This is a genomic window from Cupriavidus sp. P-10 (assembly GCF_003402535.2).
Classification (GTDB): Bacteria; Pseudomonadota; Gammaproteobacteria; order Burkholderiales; family Burkholderiaceae; genus Cupriavidus.
The window spans coordinates 741789-767600 of sequence record NZ_AP025170.1 but is presented as its reverse complement, the minus strand read 5'-3'; the positions used below and the strand labels follow the sequence as shown (position 1 = coordinate 767600).

General features: G+C 69.1%; 22 protein-coding genes. 10 read left to right on the top strand and 12 right to left on the bottom strand.

Annotated elements, in window-relative coordinates:
• Positions 1 to 70 precede the first annotated feature (70 nt).
• Both CTP10_RS03535 and CTP10_RS03530 read left to right on the top strand, forming a co-directional pair.
• Complete coding sequence (locus tag CTP10_RS03535; RefSeq protein WP_116317356.1) at positions 71 to 745, top strand: Smr/MutS family protein; 675 nt, start codon at positions 71 to 73, stop codon at positions 743 to 745.
• 32 nt (positions 746 to 777) lie between these two features.
• The gene (locus tag CTP10_RS03530; protein WP_116317355.1) at positions 778 to 1419 is read left to right on the top strand and encodes a trimeric intracellular cation channel family protein; all 642 of its coding nucleotides are present in this window, start codon (positions 778 to 780) and stop codon (positions 1417 to 1419) included.
• A gap of 80 nt (positions 1420 to 1499) precedes the next feature.
• On the opposite strand, the gene glnK is transcribed toward CTP10_RS03530, so the two are convergent.
• From glnK to CTP10_RS03515, 3 genes are all read right to left on the bottom strand, one after another.
• Positions 1500 to 1838: a P-II family nitrogen regulator gene (glnK, locus tag CTP10_RS03525; protein WP_006162803.1), complete on the bottom strand. Its 339-nt coding sequence runs from the start codon at positions 1836 to 1838 to the stop codon at positions 1500 to 1502.
• A 250-nt stretch (positions 1839 to 2088) separates the two neighbouring features.
• On the bottom strand, positions 2089 to 3048 hold the full coding sequence (locus CTP10_RS03520) for a GlxA family transcriptional regulator (protein ID WP_116317354.1): 960 nt from the start codon (positions 3046 to 3048) through the stop codon (positions 2089 to 2091).
• A 77-nt stretch (positions 3049 to 3125) separates the two neighbouring features.
• Positions 3126 to 3539 carry a hypothetical protein gene (locus CTP10_RS03515; RefSeq protein WP_116317353.1) on the bottom strand — a complete coding sequence of 138 codons (414 nt, stop codon included), beginning with the start codon at positions 3537 to 3539 and terminating at the stop codon, positions 3126 to 3128.
• A 246-nt stretch (positions 3540 to 3785) separates the two neighbouring features.
• Here CTP10_RS03515 and CTP10_RS03510 point away from each other — a divergent pair, with 246 nt between their 5' ends.
• The gene (locus CTP10_RS03510; RefSeq protein WP_116317352.1) at positions 3786 to 4775 is read left to right on the top strand and encodes an SLAC1 anion channel family protein; all 990 of its coding nucleotides are present in this window, start codon (positions 3786 to 3788) and stop codon (positions 4773 to 4775) included.
• A 3-nt stretch (positions 4776 to 4778) separates the two neighbouring features.
• Complete coding sequence (locus CTP10_RS03505; protein WP_116317351.1) at positions 4779 to 5105, top strand: DMT family transporter; 327 nt, start codon at positions 4779 to 4781, stop codon at positions 5103 to 5105.
• A gap of 66 nt (positions 5106 to 5171) precedes the next feature.
• Here the strand turns inward: CTP10_RS03505 and CTP10_RS03500 are convergent, their stop codons facing one another.
• Entirely contained in the window at positions 5172 to 7220 is a 2049-nt protein-coding gene (locus CTP10_RS03500; RefSeq protein ID WP_116317350.1) for an NAD(+) synthase, read from the bottom strand.
• 202 nt (positions 7221 to 7422) lie between these two features.
• Between CTP10_RS03500 and CTP10_RS03495 the strand changes: the two genes are divergently transcribed.
• Entirely contained in the window at positions 7423 to 8676 is a 1254-nt protein-coding gene (locus CTP10_RS03495; protein ID WP_116317349.1) for a GNAT family N-acetyltransferase, read from the top strand.
• 13 nt (positions 8677 to 8689) lie between these two features.
• On the opposite strand, the gene CTP10_RS03490 is transcribed toward CTP10_RS03495, so the two are convergent.
• Together CTP10_RS03490 and ppa are read right to left on the bottom strand one after the other, a co-directional pair.
• Positions 8690 to 9274 (bottom strand): cytochrome b, encoded by a 585-nt coding sequence (locus CTP10_RS03490; RefSeq protein ID WP_442875107.1) that lies wholly within the window; start codon positions 9272 to 9274, stop codon positions 8690 to 8692.
• Between the two features lie 130 nt (positions 9275 to 9404).
• A complete protein-coding gene (gene ppa, locus CTP10_RS03485) occupies positions 9405 to 9932 on the bottom strand; it encodes an inorganic diphosphatase (protein WP_010813006.1) in 528 nt (175 codons plus the stop codon).
• A gap of 202 nt (positions 9933 to 10134) precedes the next feature.
• Here ppa and CTP10_RS03480 point away from each other — a divergent pair, with 202 nt between their 5' ends.
• The 5 genes from CTP10_RS03480 (at position 10135) to CTP10_RS41255 (ending at position 15119) form a co-directional block, all read left to right on the top strand.
• Positions 10135 to 11571: an aldehyde dehydrogenase family protein gene (locus CTP10_RS03480; protein ID WP_116317348.1), complete on the top strand. Its 1437-nt coding sequence runs from the start codon at positions 10135 to 10137 to the stop codon at positions 11569 to 11571.
• The gene (locus tag CTP10_RS03475) at positions 11564 to 11806 is read left to right on the top strand and encodes a hypothetical protein (protein WP_116317347.1); all 243 of its coding nucleotides are present in this window, start codon (positions 11564 to 11566) and stop codon (positions 11804 to 11806) included. The genes CTP10_RS03480 and CTP10_RS03475 overlap by 8 nt, the downstream gene beginning before the upstream one ends.
• A gap of 63 nt (positions 11807 to 11869) precedes the next feature.
• A complete protein-coding gene (locus CTP10_RS03470) occupies positions 11870 to 12628 on the top strand; it encodes an SDR family oxidoreductase (RefSeq protein WP_116317346.1) in 759 nt (252 codons plus the stop codon).
• Between the two features lie 93 nt (positions 12629 to 12721).
• Entirely contained in the window at positions 12722 to 14029 is a 1308-nt protein-coding gene (locus CTP10_RS03465) for an MFS transporter (RefSeq protein WP_116317345.1), read from the top strand.
• A gap of 250 nt (positions 14030 to 14279) precedes the next feature.
• Positions 14280 to 15119: a hypothetical protein gene (locus tag CTP10_RS41255; RefSeq protein WP_116317344.1), complete on the top strand. Its 840-nt coding sequence runs from the start codon at positions 14280 to 14282 to the stop codon at positions 15117 to 15119.
• Positions 15120 to 15264: 145 nt separating this feature from the next.
• Here CTP10_RS41255 and CTP10_RS03455 read toward each other — a convergent pair whose 3' ends face one another.
• The 6 genes from CTP10_RS03455 to CTP10_RS03430 form a co-directional block, all read right to left on the bottom strand.
• Positions 15265 to 21246: a hybrid sensor histidine kinase/response regulator gene (locus CTP10_RS03455; RefSeq protein WP_116317834.1), complete on the bottom strand. Its 5982-nt coding sequence runs from the start codon at positions 21244 to 21246 to the stop codon at positions 15265 to 15267.
• Between the two features lie 151 nt (positions 21247 to 21397).
• On the bottom strand, positions 21398 to 23605 hold the full coding sequence (locus tag CTP10_RS03450) for a methyl-accepting chemotaxis protein (RefSeq protein WP_116317343.1): 2208 nt from the start codon (positions 23603 to 23605) through the stop codon (positions 21398 to 21400).
• 152 nt (positions 23606 to 23757) lie between these two features.
• The gene (locus CTP10_RS03445; RefSeq protein WP_116317342.1) at positions 23758 to 24318 is read right to left on the bottom strand and encodes a chemotaxis protein CheW; all 561 of its coding nucleotides are present in this window, start codon (positions 24316 to 24318) and stop codon (positions 23758 to 23760) included.
• A 55-nt stretch (positions 24319 to 24373) separates the two neighbouring features.
• Positions 24374 to 24745 carry a response regulator gene (locus CTP10_RS03440; protein WP_116317341.1) on the bottom strand — a complete coding sequence of 124 codons (372 nt, stop codon included), beginning with the start codon at positions 24743 to 24745 and terminating at the stop codon, positions 24374 to 24376.
• 27 nt (positions 24746 to 24772) lie between these two features.
• Positions 24773 to 25261, bottom strand: coding sequence for a response regulator (locus CTP10_RS03435; RefSeq protein ID WP_116317340.1), 489 nt, complete (start codon positions 25259 to 25261; stop codon positions 24773 to 24775).
• A 373-nt stretch (positions 25262 to 25634) separates the two neighbouring features.
• Positions 25635 to 25805 (bottom strand): rubredoxin, encoded by a 171-nt coding sequence (locus CTP10_RS03430; RefSeq protein ID WP_010813017.1) that lies wholly within the window; start codon positions 25803 to 25805, stop codon positions 25635 to 25637.
• Positions 25806 to 25812 lie beyond the last annotated feature (7 nt).

Sequence of the window (25812 nt, the reverse complement as noted above, 5' to 3'; positions counted from 1 at the left end):
CCTCCCCGCAGCCTTCCCGGCTGTCCAGCCCCAGTCGATATAATCCCGGCGTGCCCCCGGAGATTTTTTCATGACGCAAGGCGCCCGCAAACCCGACCGACCGACCCAACGCTTTGGCCTGAACGACCTGTCCAGCCTGCGCGACAACCTCAAGGCCGATGCCGAGCGGCGCGAAGCCGAGCGCCTGGCTGCCGAACAGGCGGCGCAGCGTGCCCGCGAGGAAGCCGACGTGTTCCGTGCCAGCGTGGGCCAGGTCAGCCAGCTGCGCGACCGCAACCGCGCCCACCATCCCGCCAGCAAGCCCGCGCCTGTGCCGGTGCAGTCGCAGCGCAACGACCAGGCGGTGCTGCAGGCCTCCCTGTCTGATGAGTTCGATGTCGAAAGCCTGCTGGAAACCGACGAGACGCTGTCGTTCCGCCGGCCCGGCATCGGCATGGACGTGATCCGCAAGCTGCGCCGCGGCGAATGGGTGCCGCAGGACAAGGTCGACCTGCACGGACTGCGCAGCGACGAGGCGCGCGAGGCGCTGGCCGAGTTCCTGCGCCGCTCGGTGCGCAACGGCGTGCGCTGCGTGCGTGTGATCCACGGCAAGGGCCTGGGCTCGCCCGACAAGCTTCCAGTGCTCAAGGGCAAGGTGCGCAGCTGGCTGGTGCAGAAGGAAGAAGTGCTCGCCTTCGTGCAGGCACGCGAGGCCGAAGGCGGCGCCGGCGCGCTGATGGTGCTGCTGCGCCAGCCAAAGCCCTGATGCGCCGGACCTGAGCCCCCAGCCCGCGCCGGATGCATCTCCCGCTCGAATTGCTGATGGGGCGGCTGCCCCTGATCCTCCATATCATGGAGGTCATCGGCGTGCTCGCCTTCGCGGTGTCGGGCGTGGTCGACGCGCGCAAGCAGCGGCTCGACGTGGTCGGCACCTTCGTGGTCGCGTTCGCCACGGCCTTCGGCGGCGGCACGCTGCGCGACGTGCTGCTGGACCGGCGACCGTTCTACTGGGTCGAACATGAAGGCTATGTGCTGCTGATCTTCGCGATGTCGTTCGGTGCGTCATTCGTGCTGCGCGTGGTCAGCCGCGTGGCGTCGGACCGGGCCATGATCGTTGCCGATGCGATCGGCCTGGGGCTGTTCTCGGTCACCGGCGCCTCGCTGGCGCTGGTGGCGCAGATGACGCCGACCGTGGCGGTGATGATGGGCATCATCTCGTCCGTGTTCGGCGGCGTGGTGCGCGACGTGCTGTGCAATGAAGTGCCGATGATCCTGCGCGACCGCTCGCCGTACGCGACCTGCTCCTTTGTCGGCTGCTGGATCTACGTCGGCCTGACGTGGCTGGAGGTACAGCAGGAGGCGGCGCTGCTGACCGGCGCGCTGGCGATCATCGCGATGCGGCTGGTGTCGGTGCGCTACGGCTGGAAGCTGCCAAGCTGAGCCTCGCCCTCCGCAGGGCAAACCCCAAAATAAAAAACGCCGCCCGGTTGGGCGGCGTTCTTGCTTTTGCAGCCGGCGGTTCAGACCGCGGCTTCGTCCTGTTCGCCGGTACGAATGCGGATCACGCGTTCGATTTCGGTCACGAAGATCTTGCCGTCGCCGATCTTGCCGGTGTGCGCGGCCTTGACGATCGCGTCCAGCACGGTGTCCAGCTGGTTCTCAGCCACCACCACCTCGATCTTGATCTTGGGGAGGAAGTCGACCACGTACTCGGCACCACGATAAAGCTCGGTATGCCCTTTCTGGCGGCCAAATCCCTTCACCTCGGTCACCGTCAGCCCGGTCACGCCGACGTCAGCCAGGGCTTCACGCACCTCGTCGAGCTTGAACGGTTTGATGATGGCGGTAATCTGCTTCATGACTGGCCCCTGGTTATCGTTTGTTCACGCGCCTGGTGGCGCACCGCCGCGGGCGCGGCGCTCTCCGGCTGGCATTTTACCAGCCATTGGCGCCATGCATTCCCCGCAATCCCGCCCCCGGCGCGGCCGGAACGTTCGGCGTCACGCATCGCGGGGTGGCGTAATGCCGCCCGCGCCTGTGGACAACCCTGTGGATAGCCGCCGCGGAATCCTGTGCACAGCCTGTGCAAACCCTGTGCACAGCATCCGGTCAGGCCGTGCTGAGAAAGCGGCGCCGGTAATCCGAAGGCGCCACCCCGATCCGGCGCAGGAAGGCGCGCCGCAGGGTATTGGGATCGCCAAAACCGGCCAGCGCGGCGACGCGCTTGAGCGGATGGCGCGAGCCCTCCAGCAGCCGGCGCGCGGCGTCGATGCGCGCGGCCTCGACGAAATCGGCTGGCGTCACCTGGCATTCCTGCCTGAAGACGCGCGCAAAGTTGCGCGTGCTCATGCCGGCACGCGCCGCCAGCGCCTCGACCGACAGGTCGCCGGCAAGGTTCTCGACCACCCAGCCCTGCACCTCGCGGAGGGCATTGCGCTCGGCCGTCTGCGCCGCGAGGTGAGCGCTGAACTGCGACTGCCCGCCCGGCCGCTTGAGGAACATCACCAGTTCCCGCGCCACCCGCAGCGCCACCACGCGCCCGAAATCCTCCTCGACCAGCGCCAATGCCAGGTCCAGCCCGGCGGTCACGCCGGCAGAGGTGTACAGGTTGCCGTCCTTGACATAGATCCGGTCCGGCTCCACCTGGACGCCCGGAAACATGCGCGCCAGCCGGTCGGTGGTATTCCAGTGCGTGGTAACGCTGCGTCCGTCGAGCAAGCCCGCGTGCGCCAGCACCATCGCGCCGGAGCAGACCGACCCGATCCTCCGCACGGTGCGTGCCTGCCGGGCCAGCCATGCGCGGACGGTTTCGTCCTGCGTCTGCTGCCAGAGCGCGGGGCCGCCCGCGACCAGCAGCGTGTCGATATCGTCACTGGCGGTCTTCAGCGTCGCGTCCGGCTCGATGCGCATGCCGTTGGAGGCAGTGAGCATCCCGGGCTGCGGCGCAATGATCTCGAACTGGTAGGCATCCGGCTGTCCGGCCTGGCGCGCGCCTTCGTGGAACACGTCAATGGGACCCGCGATGTCCAGCATCTGGAAGCCAGGAAAGGCAACGACGGCGATTTTCATGGGCTGGAAGGCAAGAGCCGGCGATGGCCCGGCGTGGCTGGATACCACGAGTCTAGGCAGATTCACCCAGCCGCGCCTCAGCGGTAGCGCACGATGGAAATCTCGACGATGCGCCGCGAATCCGCCAGCGCGGGATGGCTGCCCGCGCGCTGCAGTGCCACCAGCCGGCTGCGCTGGTCGCCGATCAGCGCGCCGTCGCCGCCGGCCTCGCGCACGCGGCTGGCGACCCGCTTCAGCAGGAAGCGCTCGCCGATCCAGCCTTCCGCGGTTTCCACGGTGGTGTAGGCCAGCACCTCGTAGGGTCGCGGCGGCTCGCCTCGCATCCAGATGTCGACGCCGTCGACGTGTTCGCGCGCGCCGCCCTGGCCGAACCGAAGCAGCGGTTCGCCTTCGTGGCGCCGGATCGGCGCCTGGATGCAGGCGGCGAGGCCCACGCAGCACAACAACAGCAGCGCGGGACCAGCGGCCCGCTTTATCAGGGATGGCTTCATCAGTTTTCCTTTCCTTCGCATCGCAAACGGCGCGCAGTCTAGGCAGGAAAAGCGGCGCTGCGTCGCCACTGGCAGCGAGCGACCCGTGATTGGCAGGATTTGACGCATCTGGCGCCTATCGGCCAGTGCATCCGAAAACCATAATTCCCTTCACCAGGCCCTGCCGCAATCCCCGCAGGCCGCGGCAAGCTCCTCGCTCCTTATCACCCGTCAATGCGGGCAATTTCCTGAAGCAGAACCACGAATATGACTGTTGCAGCCCATCTCGCGGCCGCCCTGCCGGCGCCCCGCAGTTCCGTGAAGCACCTCCCCGTCAACCTGTTCGCCGCCGTCATGGGCCTGTCCGGCCTGTCACTGGCATGGCGCGGCGCAGTCACTCCCTTCGGTGCCAGCCCCGCCATCGGCGAGGCCGTCGGCGTGCTCGCCGTGCTCGCCTTCGTGGCATTGGCGGCCGGCTATCTGGCCAAGTGGAAGCGCTATCCCGACGCAGTCCGCGCGGAATTCAGCCATCCCGTCGCCGGCAATTTCTTCGGCACCATCGCCATCGCCATCCTGCTGCTGTCGTCGGTGGTCGGCGTGCATCACGCGGCGCTGGGACAGGCAATCTGGGTGGTCGGCACGGTGCTCACCGTGGCGCTGACCGTCGTCATCGCGGGCCGCCTGCTCAACGGCCGCACCGAGCCGGCCAATGTCGTGCCGGCCTGGCTGATTCCCGGCGTGGCGACGCTCGACATCGCCGTGGCCGGCGGCACCATGCCGATGGCGTGGGCGCACGAGGTCAACCTGTTCGCCGCCGCCGTCGGCACCGTGATCGCGCTGGTGTTCTTCGTGATGATCTTCTCGCGCCTCGTCCATCATGATCCGCTGCCCGCCGGCATGGTGCCGTCGCTGATCATCCTGATCGCGCCGTTCGAGGTGGGCTTTCTCGCCTACGTCAACGTGACCGGCCACGTCGACCTGTTTGCCGGCATGCTGTTCTACTTCGGCCTGTTCCTGTTCGTGCTGCTGGCGTGGCGCGTGTTCCGCCGCCCGGTGCAGTTCGCGCCGTCGTGGTGGGCCATCAGCTTTCCGATGGCGGCGCTGTCGAACGCGGCGCTGAAGTATGCGGGCCACGCGCAGGCCGGCGTGCTCCACTGGCTGGCCGGGCTGATCCTGCTGGTCCTGACGGTGGCGATCGCGGTGCTGTCCGTGCGTACGCTGCACAGCCTGTTCACGCGTCGCCTGCTGGCCGGCTGAGCGATGCCGTGGACCCTGTTGGTCGTCGCCGGCCTGCTCGAGATTGCCTTCGCCTTCGGCATGAAATGGTCGGCCGGTTTCAGCCGGTTCTGGCCCAGCGTCTATGCGGTGGCAACCGGGCTGGCCAGCATCGTGCTGCTGACGCTGTCGTTGCGAGTGCTGCCGGTGGGAACCGCCTACGCGGTTTGGACCGGCATCGGCGCGGCCGGCACCGCAATGCTCGGCATGCTGTGGCTGGGCGAGCCGGCCTCGCTGGCACGCGCGGGCTGCATCGCGCTGATCCTGTGCGGCGTGATGGGGCTGAAGCTGGTCTCGGGGCCGGCTGCCTGACAGCACCCCGGCAAGAAAATGGCCCGCACAATGCGGGCCATTTCACTGCTTAGTGAGACCGCGGTATTAGTCCGGCACCTTCTCCAGGTCCGCCAGCCACACCGCCGACTCCGAGTCGCTCGGCGCACGCCAGTCGCCGCGCGGCGACAGCGAACCGCCCGATCCCACCTTGGGCGCGTTCGGGATGCACGAGCGCTTGAACTGGCTGGTACGGAAAAAGCGGTCGAGGAAGATCGCAAGGTTGCGCTTGATCTCCGGCAGCCCATACTGGTTGCGCGCCACTTCCGGCCCGTACGGCCACACGCCGCGCTCGCGGTCGCCCCAGGCGTGCTGGGCCAGGAAGGCGATCTTGGACGGCGTGAAGCCAAAGCGCAGCGTGTAGTAGAGATTGAAGTCCTGCAGTTCGTACGGCCCGATGGTGCTTTCGGTCTTCTGCTCCGGGCCATGGTTGCTGTCGCCGGGCACCAGCTCCGGGCTGATGTCGGTGTCCAGCACCGCCAGCAGCACATCGGCACCGCCCTCGCCGATCTGCCCGGTCTCGGCGACCCAGCGCACCAGGTGCGAGATCAATGTCTTGGGCACGCTGGCGTTGACGTTGTAGTGCGACATGTGGTCGCCCACGCCGTAGGTGCACCAGCCCAGCGCCAGCTCGCTCAGGTCGCCGGTGCCGATCACGATGGCGCCCTGGAAATTGGCCAGCCGGAACAGGTGGTTGGTGCGCTCGCCGGCCTGCACGTTCTCGAAGGTCACGTCATAGACCTTCTCGCCGGCGGCGTACGGATGGCCCAGGTCCTTCAGCATGGCCAGGCAGCTGGGGCGGATATCGATCTCGGTGGCGCTGCAGCCCACCACCTGCATCAGCTTGCGCGCCTGGTCCAGCGTGCGGTCGCTGGTGGCGAAGCCGGGCATGGTGTACGCCAGGATATTGGCGCGCGGCAGCCCCAGGCGGTCCATCGCCTTGGCGCAGACCAGCAGCGCGTGCGTGGAATCGAGCCCGCCGGAGACGCCGATCACCACCTTGCTGATCTTGCTGGCCGACAGCCGCTGCACCAGCGCCTGCACCTGGATGTTGTAGACCTCCATGCAGCGCTCGTCGCGCTGGCGCGGATCGGCCGGCACGTACGGGAAGCGCGCCACGTTGCGCGCCAGCGGCAGCGACTTGTCGCGCGGCAGGTCGAGTGCGAAGGTCACCACGCGGAAAGCTCCCACCTCGGCCTTGTGCCGGCGCACCGAATGGCCGAAGGTGACCTGGTGCATACGCTCGCGCGACAGGCGTTCGACATCGACATCGGCAAACAGCAGGTGCGAGTCGTCGGAGAAGCGTTCGGACTCGGCCAGCATCTCGCCGTTCTCGTAGATCAGCGCCTGGCCATCCCAGGCCAGGTCGGTCGACGACTCACCCTTCCCTGCCGAGGTGTACAGGTACGCCGCCAGGCAGCGCGCCGACTGCTGGGACACCAGCTGGTGCCGGTAGCCCGATTTGCCGATCACGATGTTCGATGCCGACAGGTTCACCAGCACGGTCGCGCCAGCCATCGCGGCAAACGACGACGGCGGCACCGGCACCCACACGTCTTCGCAGATCTCGGCATGGAAGCGGAAGAAGGGCAGCCCTTCGATATCGAACAGCAGCCCGGCGCCGAACGGCACGTCCTGGCCCAGCAGCCGCACGCTGTCCACCGTGGCGCAGTCGGCCGCGCTGAACTGGCGCCCTTCATAGAATTCCCAGTAGTTGGGCAGGAACGACTTGGGCACCACGCCCTGCACACGGCCAGCGGCCACCACCACGGCGCAGTTGAACAGCTGGTGCTGCACGCGCAGTGGCATGCCCACCACCATCGCCAGCGGCAACTTGCGCGAAGCTTCGACGATGGTGCCGAGCGCGGCCTCGCACGCATCGAGCAATGTGCGCTGGTGGAACAGGTCGTCGCAGGTATAGGCCGACAGGCCCAGCTCGGGGAACGCGGCCAGCACCGCGCCGCGCTGCGCGGCCTGTGTGGCCAGCGCCAGCGTCTCGCGCGCATTGAAGGCGGGGTCGGCCACGCGGCAGACCGGCACGCCGACCGCCACGCGGGCGAAGCCGTGGGAATAGAGGTTGAAAAACGGAGTCTTCATATCGGGCCCTGGGGTATGGCAGGCATGGGGCGGGTCATCCGCGCCTGAACCTGGGGGGTGACGCATATCCGCCATTCTACGTCGCCACCCAGCGCCCTGCCGCAGGTGCCTTGCCGCAGCGCCTGCGCGCCGTTTCCGGTAGACTCAAGCCGCCATGCGCGCCGCGCGCGGTAATCCCGTCCCTCCCCTTCAGCTACAGCCCATGCAGTCGGATTCCGGCGACACGGCGGCCGCAGGCAGCCGCGCAGACGACCAGAAGGCCCGCCAAGCGGACACTTCGGCCTACCAGACGCGCATCGTCTCCGACCTGGCCGAGATCGACCCGGCCGCCTGGGACGCGCTGCTGGTGCGCCAGCCTGAACCGACGCCCTTCCTGCGCCACGCCTTCCTGCATGCCTTGCATGCCAGCGGCAGCGCATGCGCCGAGACCGGCTGGCATCCGCGCTTCCTGACGTTGTGGGCAGGCGACCGCCTGGCTGCGGCGATGCCGCTCTATGCCAAGGCGCATTCGTACGGCGAGTACGTGTTCGACTGGGCCTGGGCCGATGCCTATGCCCGGCACAACATCGAGTACTACCCCAAGTGGCTGTCGGCGATACCGTTCACGCCGGTGCGCGGCGCGCGGCTGATCGCTGAAGATCCGCAAGCCCGCCGGCTGCTGCTGGAGGTGGCGCTGGCGCTGGCGGCGGAAAGCGGCATGTCGTCGCTGCATGTCCTCTTCCCCGACGAGGCCGAAGCCGGGCTGATGCAGCAGGCCGGCATGCTGATGCGGCACGGCGTGCAGTTCCACTGGACCAATGGTGGTGAAGGCAATGGCGAAAGCGGTGGCAAACCCTACGCCAGCTTCGACGACTTCCTCGCCACGCTGTCACAGAAGAAGCGCAAGAACATCCGCGCCGAACGGCGTCAGGTAGCGCAGGCCGGCATCACCTTCCGTCACCTGCGCGGCAGCGAGATCGACGACGAGGCCTGGCGCTTCTTCAACCGATGCTATCGCCAGACCTATCGCGAGCACCATTCCACCCCCTACCTGAACCTGGACTTCTTCCGGCGCATCGGCGCGGCGATGCCGCAGCACCTGCTGCTGGTGGTGGCCGAGCGCGCGGGCCAGCCGATCGCCTCGTCGCTGCTGGTGTACGACGATGCGCCGCACGTCAGCACGCTGTACGGCCGCTACTGGGGCGCACTCGAATACCACCCCTGCCTGCACTTCGAGACCGCGTACTACCAGCCGCTGGAGTTCTGCATCGCCCACGGCATCCGCACCTTCGAAGGCGGCGCGCAGGGCGAGCACAAGATGGCGCGGGGCTTCCTGCCCGTGGCCACGCGCTCGGCGCACTGGCTGGCGCATGCCGACTTTGCCGATGCCGTGGAGCGCTTCCTCGCGCGCGAGCGCCACGGCATCGACGCCTACCTGGACGAACTGAACGAACGCAATCCCTTCGCCCGTTCCTGAGCCGCCGTGGCGCTCAGCGCCACATGCGCCGCAGCGTGTTGTCGCCCAGCATGTAGTGGTGGAACAGCGAAGCCATCGCATGCAGCCCGATGACGAGGTAGAACGCGGTCCCCAGCGTTTCGTGGATAACCTTGACCGTATCCTTCAGCGCGGGGTCCGCCGCCACCAACGCGGGCACCTCGATCCCCAGCGACGGCAACGCCAGCAGGTGCCCGCCGGCATTCATCGCCAACAGCCCCAGCAGCGGCTGCGCCAGGATAAACAGGTACAGCACCCAGTGCATGGCCTCGCCCGCCAGCCGCATCCAGCGCGGGCCGGGCTCGGGCGCCGGGGCGCCGCGCACCAGCCGCCACAGCAGCCGCGGCAGCGCCAAAAAGAGCACCAGCGCCCCGGCCCATTCATGAATATCCATGGCCAGCGCGCGCGCCGGCGTGCCCTTGTCGAAATTGCCCTTCAGTTCGATGGCCGCATATGCCAGGGCCACCAGCACGAACACCACCCAATGGAAGCCCACCGCGAGCCGGTCATAGCGGCGCGATGGCGACAGCACTTCCGGCAGGCCCTGCATCGGCTTGATGCCCGGTGTGGTGCGGTTCATGGTGTGGTTCTCCTTCTCGTTCGACACCGGCCCAGCGTAGCGCAAGCCGCGCGGGCAGGTCCTAACCGCCATCAGGCGGCGGGCAACAAAAAACCCCGCCGCGGCGGGGTTTCTTCAGCGAAGGTTCAGCTTACTTCTTGTAGTTCGCCACGCCGTCGGTGATTTCCTTGTGGGCTTCCTCGATGCCGGCCCAGCCTTCGACCTTGACCCACTTGCCGGCTTCCAGTGCCTTGTAGTGCTCAAAGAAGTGCTTGATCTGGTCCAACTGGTTCTGCGGAACGTCCGACAGGCCCTTCATGTAGGCAGTAGCAGGCGACAGCTTGTCCAGCGGCACGGCCACCAGCTTGGCGTCCACACCCGACTCGTCGGTCATCTTCAGCATGCCGAGTGCACGGCAGCGCACCACGGCGCCGGCCAGGATCGGGAACGGGGACAGCACCAGCACGTCCACCGGGTCGCCGTCGCCCGACAGGGTCTGCGGGATGTAGCCGTAGTTGGCCGGATAGCGCATGCCGGTGCCGATAAAGCGGTCCACGAACAGCAGGCCGGTTTCCTTGTCGGCTTCGTACTTCACCGGATCGCTCTGGGCCGAGATCTCGATGATGACGTTGAAATCGTTGGGGATGTCCTTGCCCGGGGTTACGAGGTTGAAGCTCATGCGGTTCTCCAGATGCCTGCGCTATGTTGTCGGATGGCGGGCATTATAACGGCTCGCGCCTGACCGGTTGCTGACAAGCCAGCCCCATTCTGCCCTCTCTGCCCGGTGCAACGCGTTGCCGCCACGCCGCCGTGCGCGATAATGGCGCATTCTTCAGCCGACACTGAATAGCCGCAGCCGCCGTGCTGCCCCGGAGCCACCCATGCATGCCCAGCACTTTGTCGCCAACCGCCTGATCGCGCCGGACAACGGCCTGCGCATCAAGGTGTTCGACCCGTCCAACGGCGAGCCCTTTGCCGAGATCGCCCGTGGCAACGCCACCGACATCAACGTCGCGGTCCACGCCGCGCGCCAGGCCGCCGACGGCGCGTGGGGCCAGATGGCCCCGGCCGAGCGCGTGCGCCTGCTTAACCGCGTTGCCGTGGCGCTGATCGCCCAGGAAGACGAACTGGCCGCGCTGGAAGCGCGCGACACCGGCAAGCCGCTGCGCCAGGCCCGCGCCGACGCCCGCGCCGTGGCGCGCTACTTCGAGTTCTATGCCGGCGCGGTCGACAAGCTGCACGGCCAGACCATCCCCTACACCCCCGGCTACACCGTGCTGACGGTGCGCGAGGCGCATGGCGTGACCGGCCACATCATTCCGTGGAACTACCCGCTGCAGATCTTCGGGCGCAGCGTGGGCGCGGCACTGGCCGCCGGCAATGCCTGCGTGGTCAAGCCGGCCGAGGACGCCTGCCTGTCGCTGCTGCGCGTGGCGGAGATCGCAGCCGAGGCCGGCCTGCCCGAAGGCGCGCTCAACATCATCACCGGCTACGGCCACGAAGCCGGCGCCGCGCTGGCGCGCCATCCCGGCATCAACCACATCTCCTTCACCGGCTCGCCGCAGACCGGCAAGCTGGTATCGCAGCTGGCCGCCGAGAACCACGTGCCGGTCACGCTGGAACTGGGCGGCAAGTCACCGCAGATCGTGTTTGCCGATGCCGACATCGACGCGCTGGTGCCGGTGGTGGTCAACGGCATCGTGCAGAACGCCGGCCAGACCTGCTCGGCCGGCAGCCGCCTGCTGGTGGAACGGCCGGTCTATAACGCGCTGCTTGACCGGATTGCGTCGGTGTTCGAGTCGCTGCGCGTGGGCCCGGCCGAACTCGACCTGGAATGCGGCCCGCTGATCAGCCGCAAGCAGCAGCAGCGCGTGTGGGACTTCGTCTCCGACGCACAGCATGCCGGCGTGGCAGTCATGGCGCAGGGCCAGATCGTGGCCGAGGCGCCCGAGGCCGGCTACTACCAGGTGCCGATGCTGTTCCGCGATGTCCCGCCCGCGCACCGGCTCGCGCAGGAAGAAGTGTTCGGCCCGCTGCTGGCGGCCATGCCCTTCGACACCGAGGCCGATGCCATCGCGCTGGCCAACGGCACGCCCTACGGCCTGGTCGCCGGCGTCTGGACCCGCGACGGCGGCCGCCAGCTGCGCCTGGCGCACAAGCTGCGCGCGGGCCAGGTCTTTATCAACAACTACGGTGCGGGGGGCGGCGTTGAGCTACCCTTCGGCGGCACCGGCCAGTCCGGCTACGGCCGCGAGAAGGGCTTCGAGGCCCTGTATGGATTCACCACACTGAAAACCATCGCCATTCAACATGGGTAACATCAATTTCCTTTCCATCGCCTTTGCCATCTTCTTTTTCTGGATGGCGTGGCATGTGCGGAACAAGCGCGCCACCAATCCCTCCGGCATGCCGCGGCTGCAGGTGTTCAAGCGCAAGTGGGGCGACGTCATGGGCGATCGCGTGCACTGGTGCCTGTATGTGGCGCTGCCGTTCTTGCTGGCGGTGATGATGGTCGCGAATGCCTTGCGCGGACGGGGGCCGTTTTCGCACTGACATCGCCGCACTGAACGCTTACCCGCATCGATCACCGAAAACCACAACACAAGGAGACAAGCGATGAGACTGGCCAACAAGGTAGCGATCGTCACCGGCGGCGGTTCCGGCTTCGGCGAAGGCATCGCCCACACCTTCGCGCGCGAGGGCGCCAGCGTGCTGGTGGCCGACCTGCGCGAAGACGCCGCCGAGCGCGTTGCCGCGGCGATCCGCGAGGCCGGCGGCCAGGCGCGCGCGGTGCGCGCCGACGTCTCGCGCGGCGACGATACCGAGGCCATGCGCGAGGCCGCGCTGGCCGCCTTCGGCGACGTGCATATCGTCGTCAACAACGCCGGCACCACCCATCGCAACAAGCCCATCCTGGAGATCACCGAGGATGAGTTCGACCGCGTCTACGCGGTCAACGTCAAGAGCATCTACTGGTCGGCGCGTGCCTTTGTCCCGCACTTCCGCCAGCGCGGCGGAGGCGTGTTCGTCAATATCGCTTCCACCGCCGGCATCCGCCCGCGTCCCGGCCTGGTCTGGTACAACGGCAGCAAGGGCGCGGTCATCACCGCCAGCAAGGCGATGGCGGCGGAGCTGGGCCCGGACAAGATCCGCGTCAACTGCGTCAACCCGGTGATCGGCGCCACCGCGCTGCTCGAAGAATTCATGGGCATGCCCGACACGCCCGAGAACCGCGCCAGATTCCTCGCCACCATCCCGATGGGACGCATGTCGACCCCGCAGGACGTCGCCAACGCCTGCCTGTACCTGGCTTCGGACGAAGCCGCCTTCATCACCGGCACCTGCATCGAAGTCGACGGCGGGCGCTGCGTCTGAGCCCTGCCCCACCAGCATTTCCTTGTCGAAAATTTCCTTGTCGTAATACCGCTGTACCGCGTCGCAAGAACGCAACCATCCTCAGGAGACAGCATGACAACGACCGCAGTAAACCCTGGCGTCGGCGGCGCCGCCTTTGAAGACGCCACCTACCGCAAGGTGAGCTGGCGCCTGGTGCCCTTCCTGCTGCTGTGCTACGTGGTGGCCTACCTGGACCGCGTCAACGTGGGCTTCGCCAAGCTGCAGATGCTCAACGACCTGAAGTTCAGCGAGACCGTCTACGGGCTGGGCGCAGGCATCTTCTTCATCGGCTACTTCCTGTTCGAAGTGCCCAGCAACGTGATCCTGCACAAGGTGGGCGCGCGCATCTGGATCGCGCGCATCATGATCACCTGGGGCGCGATCTCGGCGGCGATGATGTTCGTCACCACGCCGACCATGTTCTACGTGCTGCGCTTCCTGCTGGGCATTGCCGAGGCCGGCTTCTTCCCCGGCATCATCCTGTACCTGACCTACTGGTACCCGGCCAACCGGCGCGGCCGCACCACCACCTTCTTCATGACCGCAATCGCGCTGTCGGGCGTGATCGGCGGCCCGCTGTCGGGGTGGATCATGCAGAATTTCGACGGCCACAATGGCTGGGCGGGCTGGCAGTGGATGTTCCTGCTGGAAGGCGTGCCTTCGATCCTGGTCGGGCTGTGGGTGCTGGCCTACCTGGACGACCGCATCGCGCACGCCAGGTGGCTCACGGCCGAGGAAAAGGCGCTGCTCGAGCGCAATATCGCCGCCGAAGACGCACACAAGGAAGACCCGCCGATCCGCACCGTGCTGTTCAGCCCGCGCGTCTGGCTGATGAGCGCGATCTACTTCTGCTTCGTCATGGGCCTGTATGGCGTCAGCTTCTGGCTGCCGACCATCATCAAGCAGACCGGCGTGAAGAGCGCGCTCGACATCGGCCTGCTGACCGCGATCCCGTATGGCTGCGCGGTCATCGGCATGGTGCTGGTGGCGTACAGCGCCGACCGCAGCGGCGAACGGCGCTGGCATATCGCGATCCCCGCGCTGCTCGGCTCGTTCGGCCTGCTGCTGTCGGTGCACTGGGCCACCGATACCACGCTGGCCATGTTCGCGCTGACGCTGGCCACCATCGGCATCCTGACCACGCTGCCGCTGTTCTGGAGCCTGCCCACATCGTTCCTGGCGGGCACCGGCGCGGCCGCCGGCATTGCGCTGATCAACTCGCTGGGCAACCTCGCCGGCTTCCTCAGCCCGTACGCGGTGGGCTGGCTCAAGGACCTGACCAAGAGCACGGACTCCGGCATGTACCTGCTGGCCGCGTGCCTGGTGGTGGGCGCGGCGCTTACGCTGTCGGTGCCGGCACGACTGGTGGGCCGAAGGTAGGCAAGCGCTTCGCTCAAGGCCCGGCAACGGCGCTTTCCGGCAAGGGAGGCGCCGTTTTTCTTTGGGATTCCGGCAAGTGTCTGGCGCGCCGCCCATCTGCCCACGACGCGCGGTCCGCTGACGCGGATGTAGGACCAAGCCCGGCAGTGTGGCCGCGGCTTGCGCCCTAGCATGGAAAGGAAGACACCCGGAGTGATCCACACGGGGTCCTCCGGGCATGTGAATCCTGAAGTTCGCCAAGGAGGCCACGATGCCGCACCTGCCCCCGTTTGCCCCGACCCAGTCGCTTGAGCGCGTTGAAGCGCGTCTCGCACGCCGCACGCGCGTCAAGCGCATCGTGATTGCACTGAGCGCCGGCGTGGTCGCGCTGCTCGCCGTCGTGCCTGCCGCCAGCCATGCCCAGGCACCCGTGGTCGAAGCCACGCCAACGCCTGCTCCCGCTGCACCTGCACCAGCCCCGGCAGCGACTGCACCTGCGCCAGCCCCGGCAGCGACTGCCCCAGCTCCTGCCGGTGCCATCGCGCCGACCCCAGGCGTGACCGCGCCTGCAACGCAGCCGCCGACCGCCATGCCGCCGCCGGTGGCACAGCCTGCCCCGCCGGCTGCGGCGCCAGGCACTGCCGCGCCGCCGCCAGTGGCGTCACCCACCCCTGCACCGGGAGGCGCCGCACCCGCCGCACCCGCCGCACCCGCCGTACCCGCGCCGCCGCCCACCGCGGCCCAGCCGCGCCCGCCGCTGACGACGCCGTCGCCTCCGCCACCGCGTGACGCGATGGTGCAGCGTACTGCGGGGCCGGTGACCTATATCTGCGGCGGCGTTGCCGAAGACGAGCAGGTCGCGCTGCAACGGCAGTCACGCAACTACAACATGAGCCTGCTCTTTACGCAGGGCGACCGCGGGGAGTACCTGTCGGACGTCGACGTCAAGCTGATGCGCGGCAACAAGGAAGTCGCGAGCTTTGTCGCGGACGGGCCACGCTGCCTGCTGAAGGCGCCGAGCGGTACGTACAACGTGCGGGCGACTTACCAGGGCCGGACCAAGACGGCCACGGTGAGCACCGGCGGGCGCAACAGCCAGATGCGCTGGTAGGTTGAGGATGGGAGCGCCGCAGCGCGGCGTTGCCGGAGGAGAGGAAGGGCGCGGCGTCTTGCGATGCCGCGCTTTTTCTTATCTGCAGGCGGTCGAGCGGCTGCCGGTGGTCTCCCTCTCCCGCAAGCGGGCGAGGGGCAAACCGTCAGTCCTGGGGTCCCTCGCCCAGCATCTGCGCCACCGAAGCCGCCGTCCCCGCCGCGCGCTCGCCCAGCAGGCGCTGCAGCGTGGCCAGCAGCTGGTCCTCGTTATACGGCTTGCCGAGGTAGACGTTGACGCCGATCTCCTCCGCGTAGCGGCGATGCTTGTCCGCCGTGCGCGAGGTGATCATGACCAGCGGCATATGCGTTGTGCGCGAATCGGAACGCACGTTGCGGGTCAGGTCGAAGCCGTCCATGTTCGGCATCTCGATATCCACCAGCATCGCATCCGGCATCACGTCCTGCAGCTGCTTGAGCGCATCCACGCCGTCGCGCGCCAGCACCACCTGGTAGCCGGCGCGGCTGAGCAGGCGCTGGGTCGCCTTGCGCACGGTCAGCGAATCATCGACCACCATCACCGTGGGCTGCAGCGCCAGGCCGCCCACCGGGGCGGCGCTGCCGTCGCCGGCCAGTTCCGCAACCGCGCCCAGCGGCCCGGCCACGGGTTGCGCCAACTGCGGCGCCAACTGCGGCGCCAGCGCCGGCGCGGACTGCGCGGGCACCATCTGCTGCGGCGCGGGCTGGCCGCGCTCGCGCACCAGGCGCTGCGCCAGCACCACCGGGTTGTAGATCAGCACGATCTCGCCGTCGCCGAGCGTGGTCGCGCCGGCAATGCCTTCCAGCCGCGCCAGGTGCGGCCCGATGTGCTTGACCACCACTTCGCGGTTGCCGACCACCTCGTCCACGTGCACGGCGACACGTTCGGCGCCGCTGCGCACCAGCACCACCGGCGAGTACTTGCGGCCAGCCGCGACGGCGTTGCCCTCTTCCAGCAAGGCGCCGAAGTAGAAGAACGGCACCTCGGCGCCGGCCACCGCCAGGCGCCCCTGGTTGTAGGCCTCCACCAGCGCCGGCGCGCGCAGCTGCTGCACCTGGTCGATCATGCCGCTGGGCACCGCATAGCGCCGCGCGCCCAGCGAAAACACCAGCACCTGCGTGATGGCCGTGGTCAGCGGCAGGTGCACGGTAAAGGTGGTGCCGCGCCCGGGCTTCGATTCCAGCGTGATGCGCCCGCCCAGCGCCACGGTCTCGGCGCGCACCACGTCCATGCCGACGCCGCGCCCGGCCAGCTCGGAGACCGCCTCGGCCGTGGAGAAGCCGGGAGTGAAGATCATCTCGGTCAGGCGCGCCTCGCCGGCGTCGTCGTCCGGCGCGAGCAGGTGGCGCTCGACCGCGCGCGCGCGGATGCGCGCCAGGTCCAGCCCGTTGCCGTCATCAACGAAATGCAGCACCACTTCATTGCCTTCCTGCTGCACTTCCAGCGTCAGCGCGCCCGTGGCGGGCTTGCCGGCTGCGCGGCGTTGCAGCGCGGGCTCGATCCCGTGCACCACCGCGTTCCGGATCAGGTGTTCGATCGGGCCGGCCATGCGATCCAGCACGGAGCGGTCGATCTCCACCGTGCCGCCCTTGATCAGCAGCCGCACCTCCTTGCCGGTCTCGGCGGCAGCCTGGCGCGCCACGCGGTACAGGCGCTCGGCCAGCGCGTCGAACTGCACCATGCGCGCTTGCATCAGGCTGCGCTGCAGCCCGCGCGTCAGGCGCGCCTGCGCTGCCAGGTCGCCCGCGGCGCGGTCGAAGCCGCGCTGCAGGTTCTGCTCGACGGTGGCCACGTCGTTGACCGATTCGGCCATCATCCGCGTCAGTTCCTGGAAGCGGGTGAAGCGGTCGAACTCGAGCGGGTCGAACTCCTGCTTGTGCTGCGCGTCGGCGATCCGCGACGCCATCTGCGATTCGGCCTGGATCTCGATCTCGCGCAACTGGCCGCGCAGGCGGGCGACGTTGTCGTTGAGTTCGCCCAGGTAGGTGCGCATCGCGTCGAGCTCGCTGTCGAGCCGCGCGCGCGTCGCGCCGACTTCGCCGGCCTCGTTGATCAGCGTGTCGAGCGCGCGCGCCTGCACGCGCACCAGCGCACGCTGCGGCTCGGCGGCAGGCGTGGGCAGAGTGGGCGGCATTGGCACCATCACGTCCGCGGGCCCGGGCATGACCGGCAGCATGGCAACCGCAACGGCGGCATCGGCAACAGGATCCGCGGCCCCTCCTGGCTGCGCCTCTGGCAGCGCTCCTGGCTGCGCTTCTGCAAAGGGTTCCGCCTCATCCCGCGGGGACACGCCCAGGCCGTTGACCACGTCGGGGTCGTCCGCGGGCAGCAGGCGGCCGGCCTGCAGCGCTTCAGCGTGCGCGAGGATACGGTCGTACCAGGCGTAGAGGCGCGCGAACAGCTGCGGGTCGACGCCCTGCCCGGCCTGCGCACGCAGGCTGGCATCGAGCAGCGTCTCCATCTCGTGCGCGGCCTGGCCCAGCGTCATGGCGCCGGCCATGCGCGCACTGCCCTTGAGCGTATGCAGCGCGCGCAGCACCAGTCCGCCGTGGCGCGTGTCCACCGGCGCCGCCTCCCAGGTGCGCACCAGCTTGCCCAGCTCGGGCAGCGTACCCTGGGCTTCCTCGAGGAAGATCTGGACCAGCGCGGGGTCGGGTGCGGCGCCGTCGCCGTCGTCGGCCTCCGCCGCGACCGGCGGCCGGTGCGAGGTCGGCAGCGCAATCACGACGGCATCATGATGCGCAGGCGGCGCGGGCCGGGCCGGGGCCGGCACCAGCGGCGCTTCGTTGTCCGCGTGCAGCGGCTGGCCATAAAGCTGCGCCATCCCATCCACCGGCGCGGGCGACGCCGGCACGGCCACGCGCGGACGCAGCAAGGCGCGCTCGCCGAATTCCACCAGGCCGCGGCGCAGACCGGCATCGGCCTGCGGCCAGACGCCCGCGGCAAACTGGTGCAGCATGCCGCGCAGCCGCTCCGCCGCCTGCTCCAGCAGGCGGAAGTCGCCCGGATGCATCGCCACCGGGTGCGAGCCCAGCTGCAGCAGCAATCCTTCCAGCGCTTCGGCGATCTCGCGCACCGGCTCCAGCCCCACGGTCGAGGCACTGCCCTGCAGCGTGTGCGCGACGCGCAGTGCCAGCTCGCTCGGGCACGGACGCCCCTCGTGGCGCCATTCGGAGATATCGGTGGCGAACTGCCGCAGCAGGTCGTCGGCCTCCTGCAGGTAGACGTTGTAGAGCGCCAGGCCGATGCGGACCGGACCGATGACCTTGTAGTTGTCCTCGTCGCTGGACAGTCCGCCGGCGAGGCGGAACGGGATGACGTTGTCTTCGTCTGCGGCCGTGTCCTGCGGTGCCGCCGCGCCCGGCTGGTTGTCGTCCGCGGACACCGCTGGCAAATCCTCCTCCTGAATGGAGGGCTCGGCTGGGACTGCCTCGTCGGCATTCGGCTGGACGCCGTCGCGCACCGCCTCGGCAGTCGCCACCAGCGGCGCGATATCGTGCGCAGCGCCCGCGTCGCGGTGCAGCTGCGCCACCCACGCCGACAGCTCGGCGTGCGCGCGGCGCAGCAGCGACAGCAGCGCCGGCACCGGCGCGCGCGCCTCGGCGATCCACAGGTTCATCACCTGCTCCACCGCCCACGCGGCTTCGCCGTAGCGATGCAGCCCGACCATGCGGCTCGAGCCCTTGAGCGTATGGAAGGCGCGCCGCACGCGGCTGAGCGTATCGGAATCGCGCAACGCCTCGACGCCTGCGTTGAGGTCGCCGGCAATGCCGCCCAGCACCTCGTCGGCTTCATTCAGGAAGATGTCGAGCAGTTCGGCATCGACCGCGGCGCTGTCACCAGCAGCAGGCAGAGCCGGCGCTGTGGCGGCGGCAGGCAGCGGCGCGGGATCGGGTTCGCCCGCGGCATCGGCCAGCGCCAGCATCAGGCGCCCGGCGGCATCGTCGCTGCCGGCCAGCCAGGCATTGCACTGCGTGGTGGCGTCGGCGGCGCGGCGCCGCAGCGGCGCGTTGTCGTCGATCGCGGCCTGGTCGGCCAGCGCCTGCAGCGCGGCACGCAGGCGCTGCACCTGCGGCGCGTCGGGCATGGGCCCGGCCTGCAGGGCTTCAGCCGCGGCATCGCGGGCGGCAGCGAGCGGATGCTGCGGTGCGCGCACATCCTCGACGGCTGCCGCTTCGGCGGGCAGGTCGTGGCGGCGGGCACGGCCGAATTCCAGTGCATCGGCAAAGGCATGGACGGTGCCGAGCTCCGCGGCCACGGCGGCAAGCAGCTCGGTGCGCGTAGCGGCGTCGGAAGCGTAGGAGGCATCGCCGACCGCGGCCAGGCGCGCGTTGACGGCCTGCACCGCGGCCGTGGCCCTGGCCGCGTCGCCGGCCAGCACAGCCGGCAACGCCGGCGTCGCCTGCAGCCGCTCCAGCGTGTTGCCCAGCGCCGCGAACGCCTGGCGCGCATCGCGCAGGTGGCCGGCGCCATCGGCGCGCGCCGCATTGCGGTCATAGCTGTCGAGCCACGATTCGCCACTGTCAAGCTGCGCGCGCAGCTGCGCCACGGCCTCGCTGCGCAGCGCCTGCGCGCGCGCTTCGTCGACCATGCTGGCCAGCCACGCAGGCGCGCCCACGTCTGGATCCGAGACCGACTGGTGCAGGCAATCGGCCAGCGCCTCGCACTGCGCGGCAAAGCGCGCCGCGGCGGGATGCGCGGATTGTCCGTGCACGCGCCACGGCAGGGCCAGCGCGCGCGTCAGGAACAGCGCGATGCCGGTGGCACCGAGCGCTCCCGCACGGCTGCGTTCCCAGTCGCACCCCGCGGCGGACCCCGCCGCCTGTGCCAGGCAGTGCTGCAGGCCCGGCTGGGCCAGCGGCTGTGCGGCTTCGGCCAGCGCGGCGAGCGCGGTTTCCCAGCCGGCCTGGTCGCCGGCGGCGGCCTGCTCCAGCCCCGCGGCGGCCTGCTGCAGGTTGCGCGTATCGATCGGGTCGAGCCAGCCGTAGTAACGCAGCCGGAAGTCGGCATCGGCCACCGCGTGCGCGGCATCGAGGCGGAAAGCCACCAGCGTACGGGCGATGTCGCTGCGCACGGCAGCGGCGCCATCGGCCTGGGGAGCGTCGCCGGCAGCCGTCTTCGCCAGACCCGTGCAGACCAGCAGGAACACGGCGTCGTTCAGCAGCGCCTGCGGCACGCGCACATGCCCTTGCTGGTACTGGCGCAGCAGCAGGTTGGCACGCCCGGCAAAGCGCTTTGCCAGCAGGTCGGACGGCAGCAGCCCATGCGCCAGCGCGCGGAACACCAGCCCCAGCACATGCCAGACGCCACGGTCCGGATGGTCGGCGGCGCGGCGTGGTTCCTGCTCGTTGGCGCGCACTTCGTCCAGCGCCGCATGCAGCGGCAGCCAGGCCTCGCGCAGCAGGGCCGCGTCCTGGCACGCAACTGGCAGGCGCATGGCCTTGAGCAGCGTGGCTTCGAACTGCTGGCGCGCGCGCGTGATGGCGGCGGGGCTGCGCGCCGGCAGCAGCATGCCGGGCAGCATCTGCAGCTCGTCGAGCCACAGGTCGGCCGGATGCACGCGCTCCTCGCGCAGTTGCGCCAGCACGCCGGCGTAAGGCTGGAACAGCCGCAGCGGGGCCTCGTCGTCGCCGGCCATCAGGTCATCGACATATTCGGCCAGTGCCTGCACGCCGGCGCGGAACACCGCCAGCGCCTGCGCATCGGCGGCGAGCTGGCCGGCATCGATGGCTTCGAGCAGGCGGCGCAGCGCCTGGCAGTACGGGTCGGTGCCGCGCAGCCCGACGATATGCACTGCGCCGGCGGCCTGGTGCAGGTGCTGGCCGGCGAGCCGCAGCGAGGTGGTATCGCGCGCGCCCAGCGCCTCGGGCGCCTGGCGGATTTCTTCGACGTAGTGGCCCAGTTCCGCGGCCGCGTCTTCGAGCGCGCCGCGCAGGCTCGGCGCAAGCCAGGCCAGCCCGGACAGGTCGCGCGCCGCGCCGCCGGCGTCGGCCGGCCCGGCAGTGGCTGTCTGTCGCGGCGGCAGCGGTGCTGCTTCCGGTTCGGGCATGGCCGGCGCCGATGCGCCGGCGCCGTCCGCTTCGCGCGGGATGGGGAAATTCATGGACATGACGGCTTCCATTGCGGCGCCGCCAGGGCGGCCGCGGGCGGCCCGCCGCGGCGGCAGGCAGGCGCTGGGTTGGCTTGTTGGCAGGCGTGGCAGCAGGCGTGGCAGCAGGCGCCGCGCAGCGCGGAAGCGGTCGCAGGCGTCATCCGGCCACTCAGGCGATCTTGAATCGCTGCACCGAGTTGCGCAGCTCCTCGGTCATCAGCGTCAGCTGGCGCACCGACTGCGCAGTCTGGCGCGTGCCGGTGGTGGTCTGCTCGGTGACCTGCAGGATGCGTTCGATATGGCGCGCCACGGTGGTGGCGAGGTCGGCTTCGTGCGAGGTGGACTGCGAGATCTGCTCGATCAGCTCCGCCAGCTGGCGCGACACGCGGCCGATCTCGACCAGCGCCGCGCCGGCGTTGTCCGACAGCCGCGCGCCTTCGACCACGCCCTGCGTGCTGCGCTCCATCGCGTGCACGGCGTCCTGGGTATCGGTCTGGATGGTGCGGATCAGCGCGCCGATCTGCTTGGTAGCCTCGCCGGAGCGTTCGGCCAGCCGCTGCACTTCTTCAGCCACCACCGAGAAGCCGCGCCCGGCTTCGCCGGCCGATGCGGCCTGGATGGCGGCGTTCAGTGCCAGCACGTTGGTCTGCTCGGTAATGTCGGAAATCAGCTCGACGATTTCACCGATCTCCTGCGACGACTCGCCCAGCCGCTTGATCCGCTTGGAGGTCTCCTGGATCTGCTCGCGGATGTCGTTCATGCCGGTGATGGCGTTCTGCACCGCCTGCTGGCCCTGCTCGGCGGCGGACAGCGAGGCGCGCGCCACGTTGGCCGACTCGGCCGCGCCACGCGACACCTGCGTGATGCGGTCCGCCATCTCCACCACCGATTCGCCGGTCTGGCGGATCTGGCGCGACTGCTCTTCGGTGGTCGACACCAGCTGGGTCGACGTGGCGTGCACCTGGCCCGAGGCCTGCGTCACCTCGCCGGCGGTCTGCTGCACCCGGCCGACCAGCTCGCGCAGTTCTTCCACGGTGTAGTTGACCGAGTCAGCGATGGCGCCGGTGATGTCCTCGGTCACCGTGGCCTGGCGCGTCAGGTCACCGTCGGCGATGTCCTGCAACTCGTTCATCAGCTGCAGAATGGCCTTCTGTGTGTTGTCGTTGTTGCGCTTTTCGTCGAGACGGCGCGATTCGGCCTCGCGTTCGCGCGCCTCGGCTTCCAGCGCCCGCATGCGCGAATCGCGCAGGTACAGCGCGGCCAGGCCGACCAGGCACAGCAGCGTCAGCAGCGCCGACACCACGGTCGCGCCCAGCGTCACCGGGCGCAAGCGCGCCGACTCTGCATAGGCGCGCTGCAGCGCCGACAGCTCGCCGCGCAGCGCTTCGTTGTCGTTGAAGATCTGCTGCTGCGCGCGCTTGGCGGCGATCAGGCCGGGCAGGTTCTGCAGGATGGTCTGGGTGGTCTTCTGGACCGCGTCGAAACGCTGCGACAGCTGTTTCAGGTACCCGCGCGTCTCGTCATCGGTGGCCGCGCCCAGGCGCAGCGCTTCGCTGCCGTTCATGAGCCCGTCCAGCGTCTCGCGGAAGGTGTTGGTGTCCTTGCCGAGCAGGAACGCGGTTTCGGGGTTGACGCCTTCACCGGCCAGGAACTCGTTCAGGTTCTTGCCCAGGCGCTGCGTCAGCATCACCAGTTGCGCGGACGCCGCCACCTCGCGCGCATTGGCGCCGGACTGCAGCTTGATCGCGGCCACCTGCTCGGCGGCTTCCAGCAGTTCGGGGTTGGAGGCGTTGAAGACCTGCAGGGTCTGGCCGATGGTGGTCAGCACCGGCTGCTGCGCCAGCACATCGGCCGCGCTCTTCTCGGAGCGCTTCCACGAGGTCATCGCGGCTTCCAGCAGCGGGCCGGCGTCGCCACTGGTGGCGCGCACGCGTTTTTCGTCGCTGCCTTCCTGCAACGCCTTCAAGTCGTTCGCCAGCGTTTCCTTGGACTCGCGCAGCTGCTTGAAGGCCTGCGCATTGCCCAGCAACGCCACCGGCACCGCCTTGCCCAGGCGCTGCGAGTGCATCAGCATGTCGCCGGCGATCTCGATCTGCGCCGCGGCATTGTTGGCGATGCGGTTGTCCAGGTACACCGAGCCCAGCAGCGCCACCAGCGACACCACCACGCCCACCGTCAGCGCCCGCTGCTGCGACGAGAACGGCATGCGCCCCAGCCACGCCGACACGTGCTCCAGCGGCGTGGCACCAAGGCCGGCGGGCGCCGCGGGTGCGGCAGGTGCGGCGGGTGCGGCTTCCGGGCCGCCGCCAAGGGCGGCCGCAGCGGCGGCGTCGGCTGCCGGCGTACGCCGGCCCAGGCTGAATTTCTTGAAACCCATGGCACCCTCTTCCGTTATTCGTTGTTGTGCCCGGCGGCTCGTGCCGGGTGCGCCAGCCCGTGGCCCGCGCGTGTTATTGCCTGGTTGTTATTGCCCGGTTGTAGCGCCCGGTATTTCCTGCCCGGTTGCGGCGTGGGGTGGTTCACGCCGCCTCAGGCCGCGCTGCGGCCCACCTGCAGGAACGCCGGCGCCTCCAGCAGCGCACGCACGTTGAGCACCTGCCAGTCGCGTCCCTCACGATCCGCGAAGCGCTGGCCCTCCCAAGCCGGCGCTTCGCCTGGTTCTTGTGCCGCCTCTTCGTGCGGCAGGCCCAAATCCGCGGCATGGCGCAAACCCGCCACGCGCGTAACCAGGACCGCGCAGGCGCGCTCCACCTGGCGCGACAGCACCACCAGCTTGCTGCCAGGCTGCACCGGCGTCGGCGCGCCGCCGCAGAACAGGCTGAAATCGATCACGCCGAGCAGGCTGCCGCGTGCATTGACCAGCCCGCTGTACCACGGCTGCGTCAGCGGCACGCGGCTGGGCTGGCGCATGTCGAGCACCTCGCCGGTCTCGGCCAGCGGCAGCAGCCAGTGGCGCGTGCCGATCTGCAGCGCCAGGTAGCTGTCGGCGGCGGGCAGGCTGCGCGCCTCGCGCAGGCGCCGGGCCAGCATGGCCTGGTAGTCCTGCAGGCGGGTCTGGCGGGCGCGTAGGTCTTGGCGTGGCGCGTTCATGTGGCGGTCCCCGGTACTGGTGGCAGTGGCATCCCGTACGGCTGGCGCTGGCAACTCAGTGCGACAGCGCGGCGATCTTGCCCAGCAGTTCCTCGCCGTCCACCGGCTTGACGATGTAGTCCGACGCGCCCTGGCGCATGCCCCAGATGCGGTCGGTGTCCAGGCCCTTGCTGGTGCACATGATCACGGGGATGTCCTTGAAGCGGTCGTCGCGCTTGATCGCGCGGGTGGCCTGGTAGCCGTTCTGGCCGGGCATCACCACGTCCATGAGGATCAGGTCGAAATTTTCCGATTCCAGGCGCGCGAAGGCCTGGTCGCTGTTGCCGGCGACCGAGACCTTGAAGCCGCGCTTGCCGAGCAGGTCGGACATGAACAGCGCTTCGGTCGGGGAATCGTCGACGATCAGGATCTTGTTGATGGCGGTCATGAGGTTTCCTTCGATTCGTTCAGGCCGTCAGCATGCCGGCAAGGCGGCGCCGTGGTCCGGCAGGCAGGCCTGCACGGCCTGCAGCAGCGCTTCACGGGTGAACGGCTTGGCAAGATGGTCGTGCGCTCCCACCAGGCGCCCGCGCGAGCGGTCGAACACGCCGTCGCGCGAGGACAGCATGATTACGGGGATGGTGTGGAAGCGCGGGCTTTTCTTGATCAGGGAGCAGGTCTGGTAGCCGTCCAGCCGGGGCATCAGGATGTCGCAGAAGACCAGGTCAGGATGCAGCTCGCCGACCTTGGCCAGCGCCTCGAAGCCGTCCTCGGCCAGCATCACCTGGTATCCCGCCTGCGACAGGAAGATCTCCGCCGTACGGCGGATGGTGCTGGAATCGTCGATGACCAGGACCTTGCGGCGCGCGTGCGCCATGGTGTCCGGCATTGGCACGCCAGGCGCCGCAACGCTGACGCCGGCGGCATTGACCCGCTGGTTTTCTTCTGTTTGAGCGACCCGCATGTTGTTCCCGCGACCGGCCACACCATGCGGCGCGCCGGCAAGCACTAGAGAACACCCGTGCGGAGCAGCGCGACCCATGCGCGCCCCGACGGACCCCCGACAAATAATTCTGCTTTCCCTTCAAGGCCGGGCCAGACCCGGCAGCGGCGGTGCGTGGACCCCGCACCTGCCTGCCGTCTTCCCTACCAATGGCGGATGGACGGCCACATAATTTGCAACAGAGTGTGACAAGACGCCGCTGGGCCGTCAATCCGGGGCAGCGGTCCCTTGCCGGCGTTCTGTCGTATCGGCGCGACGCGCGCTGCCAGTCTGGCGGCTTTCTGTGAAGCCTCGATGGCGCGCAAGCTGGCGTCGTGCCTTCAGGCGGCCAGCTTCAGATGGCCACCATTTCAAAATCTTCCTTGCGCGCGCCGCATTCCGGGCAGGTCCAGTTGATGGGCACGTCTTCCCACCGGGTTCCCGGGGCGATGCCGTCTTCCGGCGCGCCTGCGGCTTCGTCGTAGATCCAGCCGCAGATCAGGCACATCCAAGTCTTGTATTCCATAACAGGC

Coding starts and splice junctions, on each gene's coding strand:
- CTP10_RS03535 (WP_116317356.1), top strand. CDS start 71: ATGACGCAAGGCGCCCGCAAACCCGACCGACCGACCCAACGCTTTGGC.
- CTP10_RS03530 (WP_116317355.1), top strand. CDS start 778: ATGCATCTCCCGCTCGAATTGCTGATGGGGCGGCTGCCCCTGATCCTC.
- glnK (WP_006162803.1), bottom strand. CDS start 1,838: ATGAAGCAGATTACCGCCATCATCAAACCGTTCAAGCTCGACGAGGTG.
- CTP10_RS03520 (WP_116317354.1), bottom strand. CDS start 3,048: ATGAAAATCGCCGTCGTTGCCTTTCCTGGCTTCCAGATGCTGGACATC.
- CTP10_RS03515 (WP_116317353.1), bottom strand. CDS start 3,539: ATGAAGCCATCCCTGATAAAGCGGGCCGCTGGTCCCGCGCTGCTGTTG.
- CTP10_RS03510 (WP_116317352.1), top strand. CDS start 3,786: ATGACTGTTGCAGCCCATCTCGCGGCCGCCCTGCCGGCGCCCCGCAGT.
- CTP10_RS03505 (WP_116317351.1), top strand. CDS start 4,779: ATGCCGTGGACCCTGTTGGTCGTCGCCGGCCTGCTCGAGATTGCCTTC.
- CTP10_RS03500 (WP_116317350.1), bottom strand. CDS start 7,220: ATGAAGACTCCGTTTTTCAACCTCTATTCCCACGGCTTCGCCCGCGTG.
- CTP10_RS03495 (WP_116317349.1), top strand. CDS start 7,423: ATGCAGTCGGATTCCGGCGACACGGCGGCCGCAGGCAGCCGCGCAGAC.
- CTP10_RS03490 (WP_442875107.1), bottom strand. CDS start 9,274: ATGAACCGCACCACACCGGGCATCAAGCCGATGCAGGGCCTGCCGGAA.
- ppa (WP_010813006.1), bottom strand. CDS start 9,932: ATGAGCTTCAACCTCGTAACCCCGGGCAAGGACATCCCCAACGATTTC.
- CTP10_RS03480 (WP_116317348.1), top strand. CDS start 10,135: ATGCATGCCCAGCACTTTGTCGCCAACCGCCTGATCGCGCCGGACAAC.
- CTP10_RS03475 (WP_116317347.1), top strand. CDS start 11,564: ATGGGTAACATCAATTTCCTTTCCATCGCCTTTGCCATCTTCTTTTTC.
- CTP10_RS03470 (WP_116317346.1), top strand. CDS start 11,870: ATGAGACTGGCCAACAAGGTAGCGATCGTCACCGGCGGCGGTTCCGGC.
- CTP10_RS03465 (WP_116317345.1), top strand. CDS start 12,722: ATGACAACGACCGCAGTAAACCCTGGCGTCGGCGGCGCCGCCTTTGAA.
- CTP10_RS41255 (WP_116317344.1), top strand. CDS start 14,280: ATGCCGCACCTGCCCCCGTTTGCCCCGACCCAGTCGCTTGAGCGCGTT.
- CTP10_RS03455 (WP_116317834.1), bottom strand. CDS start 21,246: ATGTCCATGAATTTCCCCATCCCGCGCGAAGCGGACGGCGCCGGCGCA.
- CTP10_RS03450 (WP_116317343.1), bottom strand. CDS start 23,605: ATGGGTTTCAAGAAATTCAGCCTGGGCCGGCGTACGCCGGCAGCCGAC.
- CTP10_RS03445 (WP_116317342.1), bottom strand. CDS start 24,318: ATGAACGCGCCACGCCAAGACCTACGCGCCCGCCAGACCCGCCTGCAG.
- CTP10_RS03440 (WP_116317341.1), bottom strand. CDS start 24,745: ATGACCGCCATCAACAAGATCCTGATCGTCGACGATTCCCCGACCGAA.
- CTP10_RS03435 (WP_116317340.1), bottom strand. CDS start 25,261: ATGCGGGTCGCTCAAACAGAAGAAAACCAGCGGGTCAATGCCGCCGGC.
- CTP10_RS03430 (WP_010813017.1), bottom strand. CDS start 25,805: ATGGAATACAAGACTTGGATGTGCCTGATCTGCGGCTGGATCTACGAC.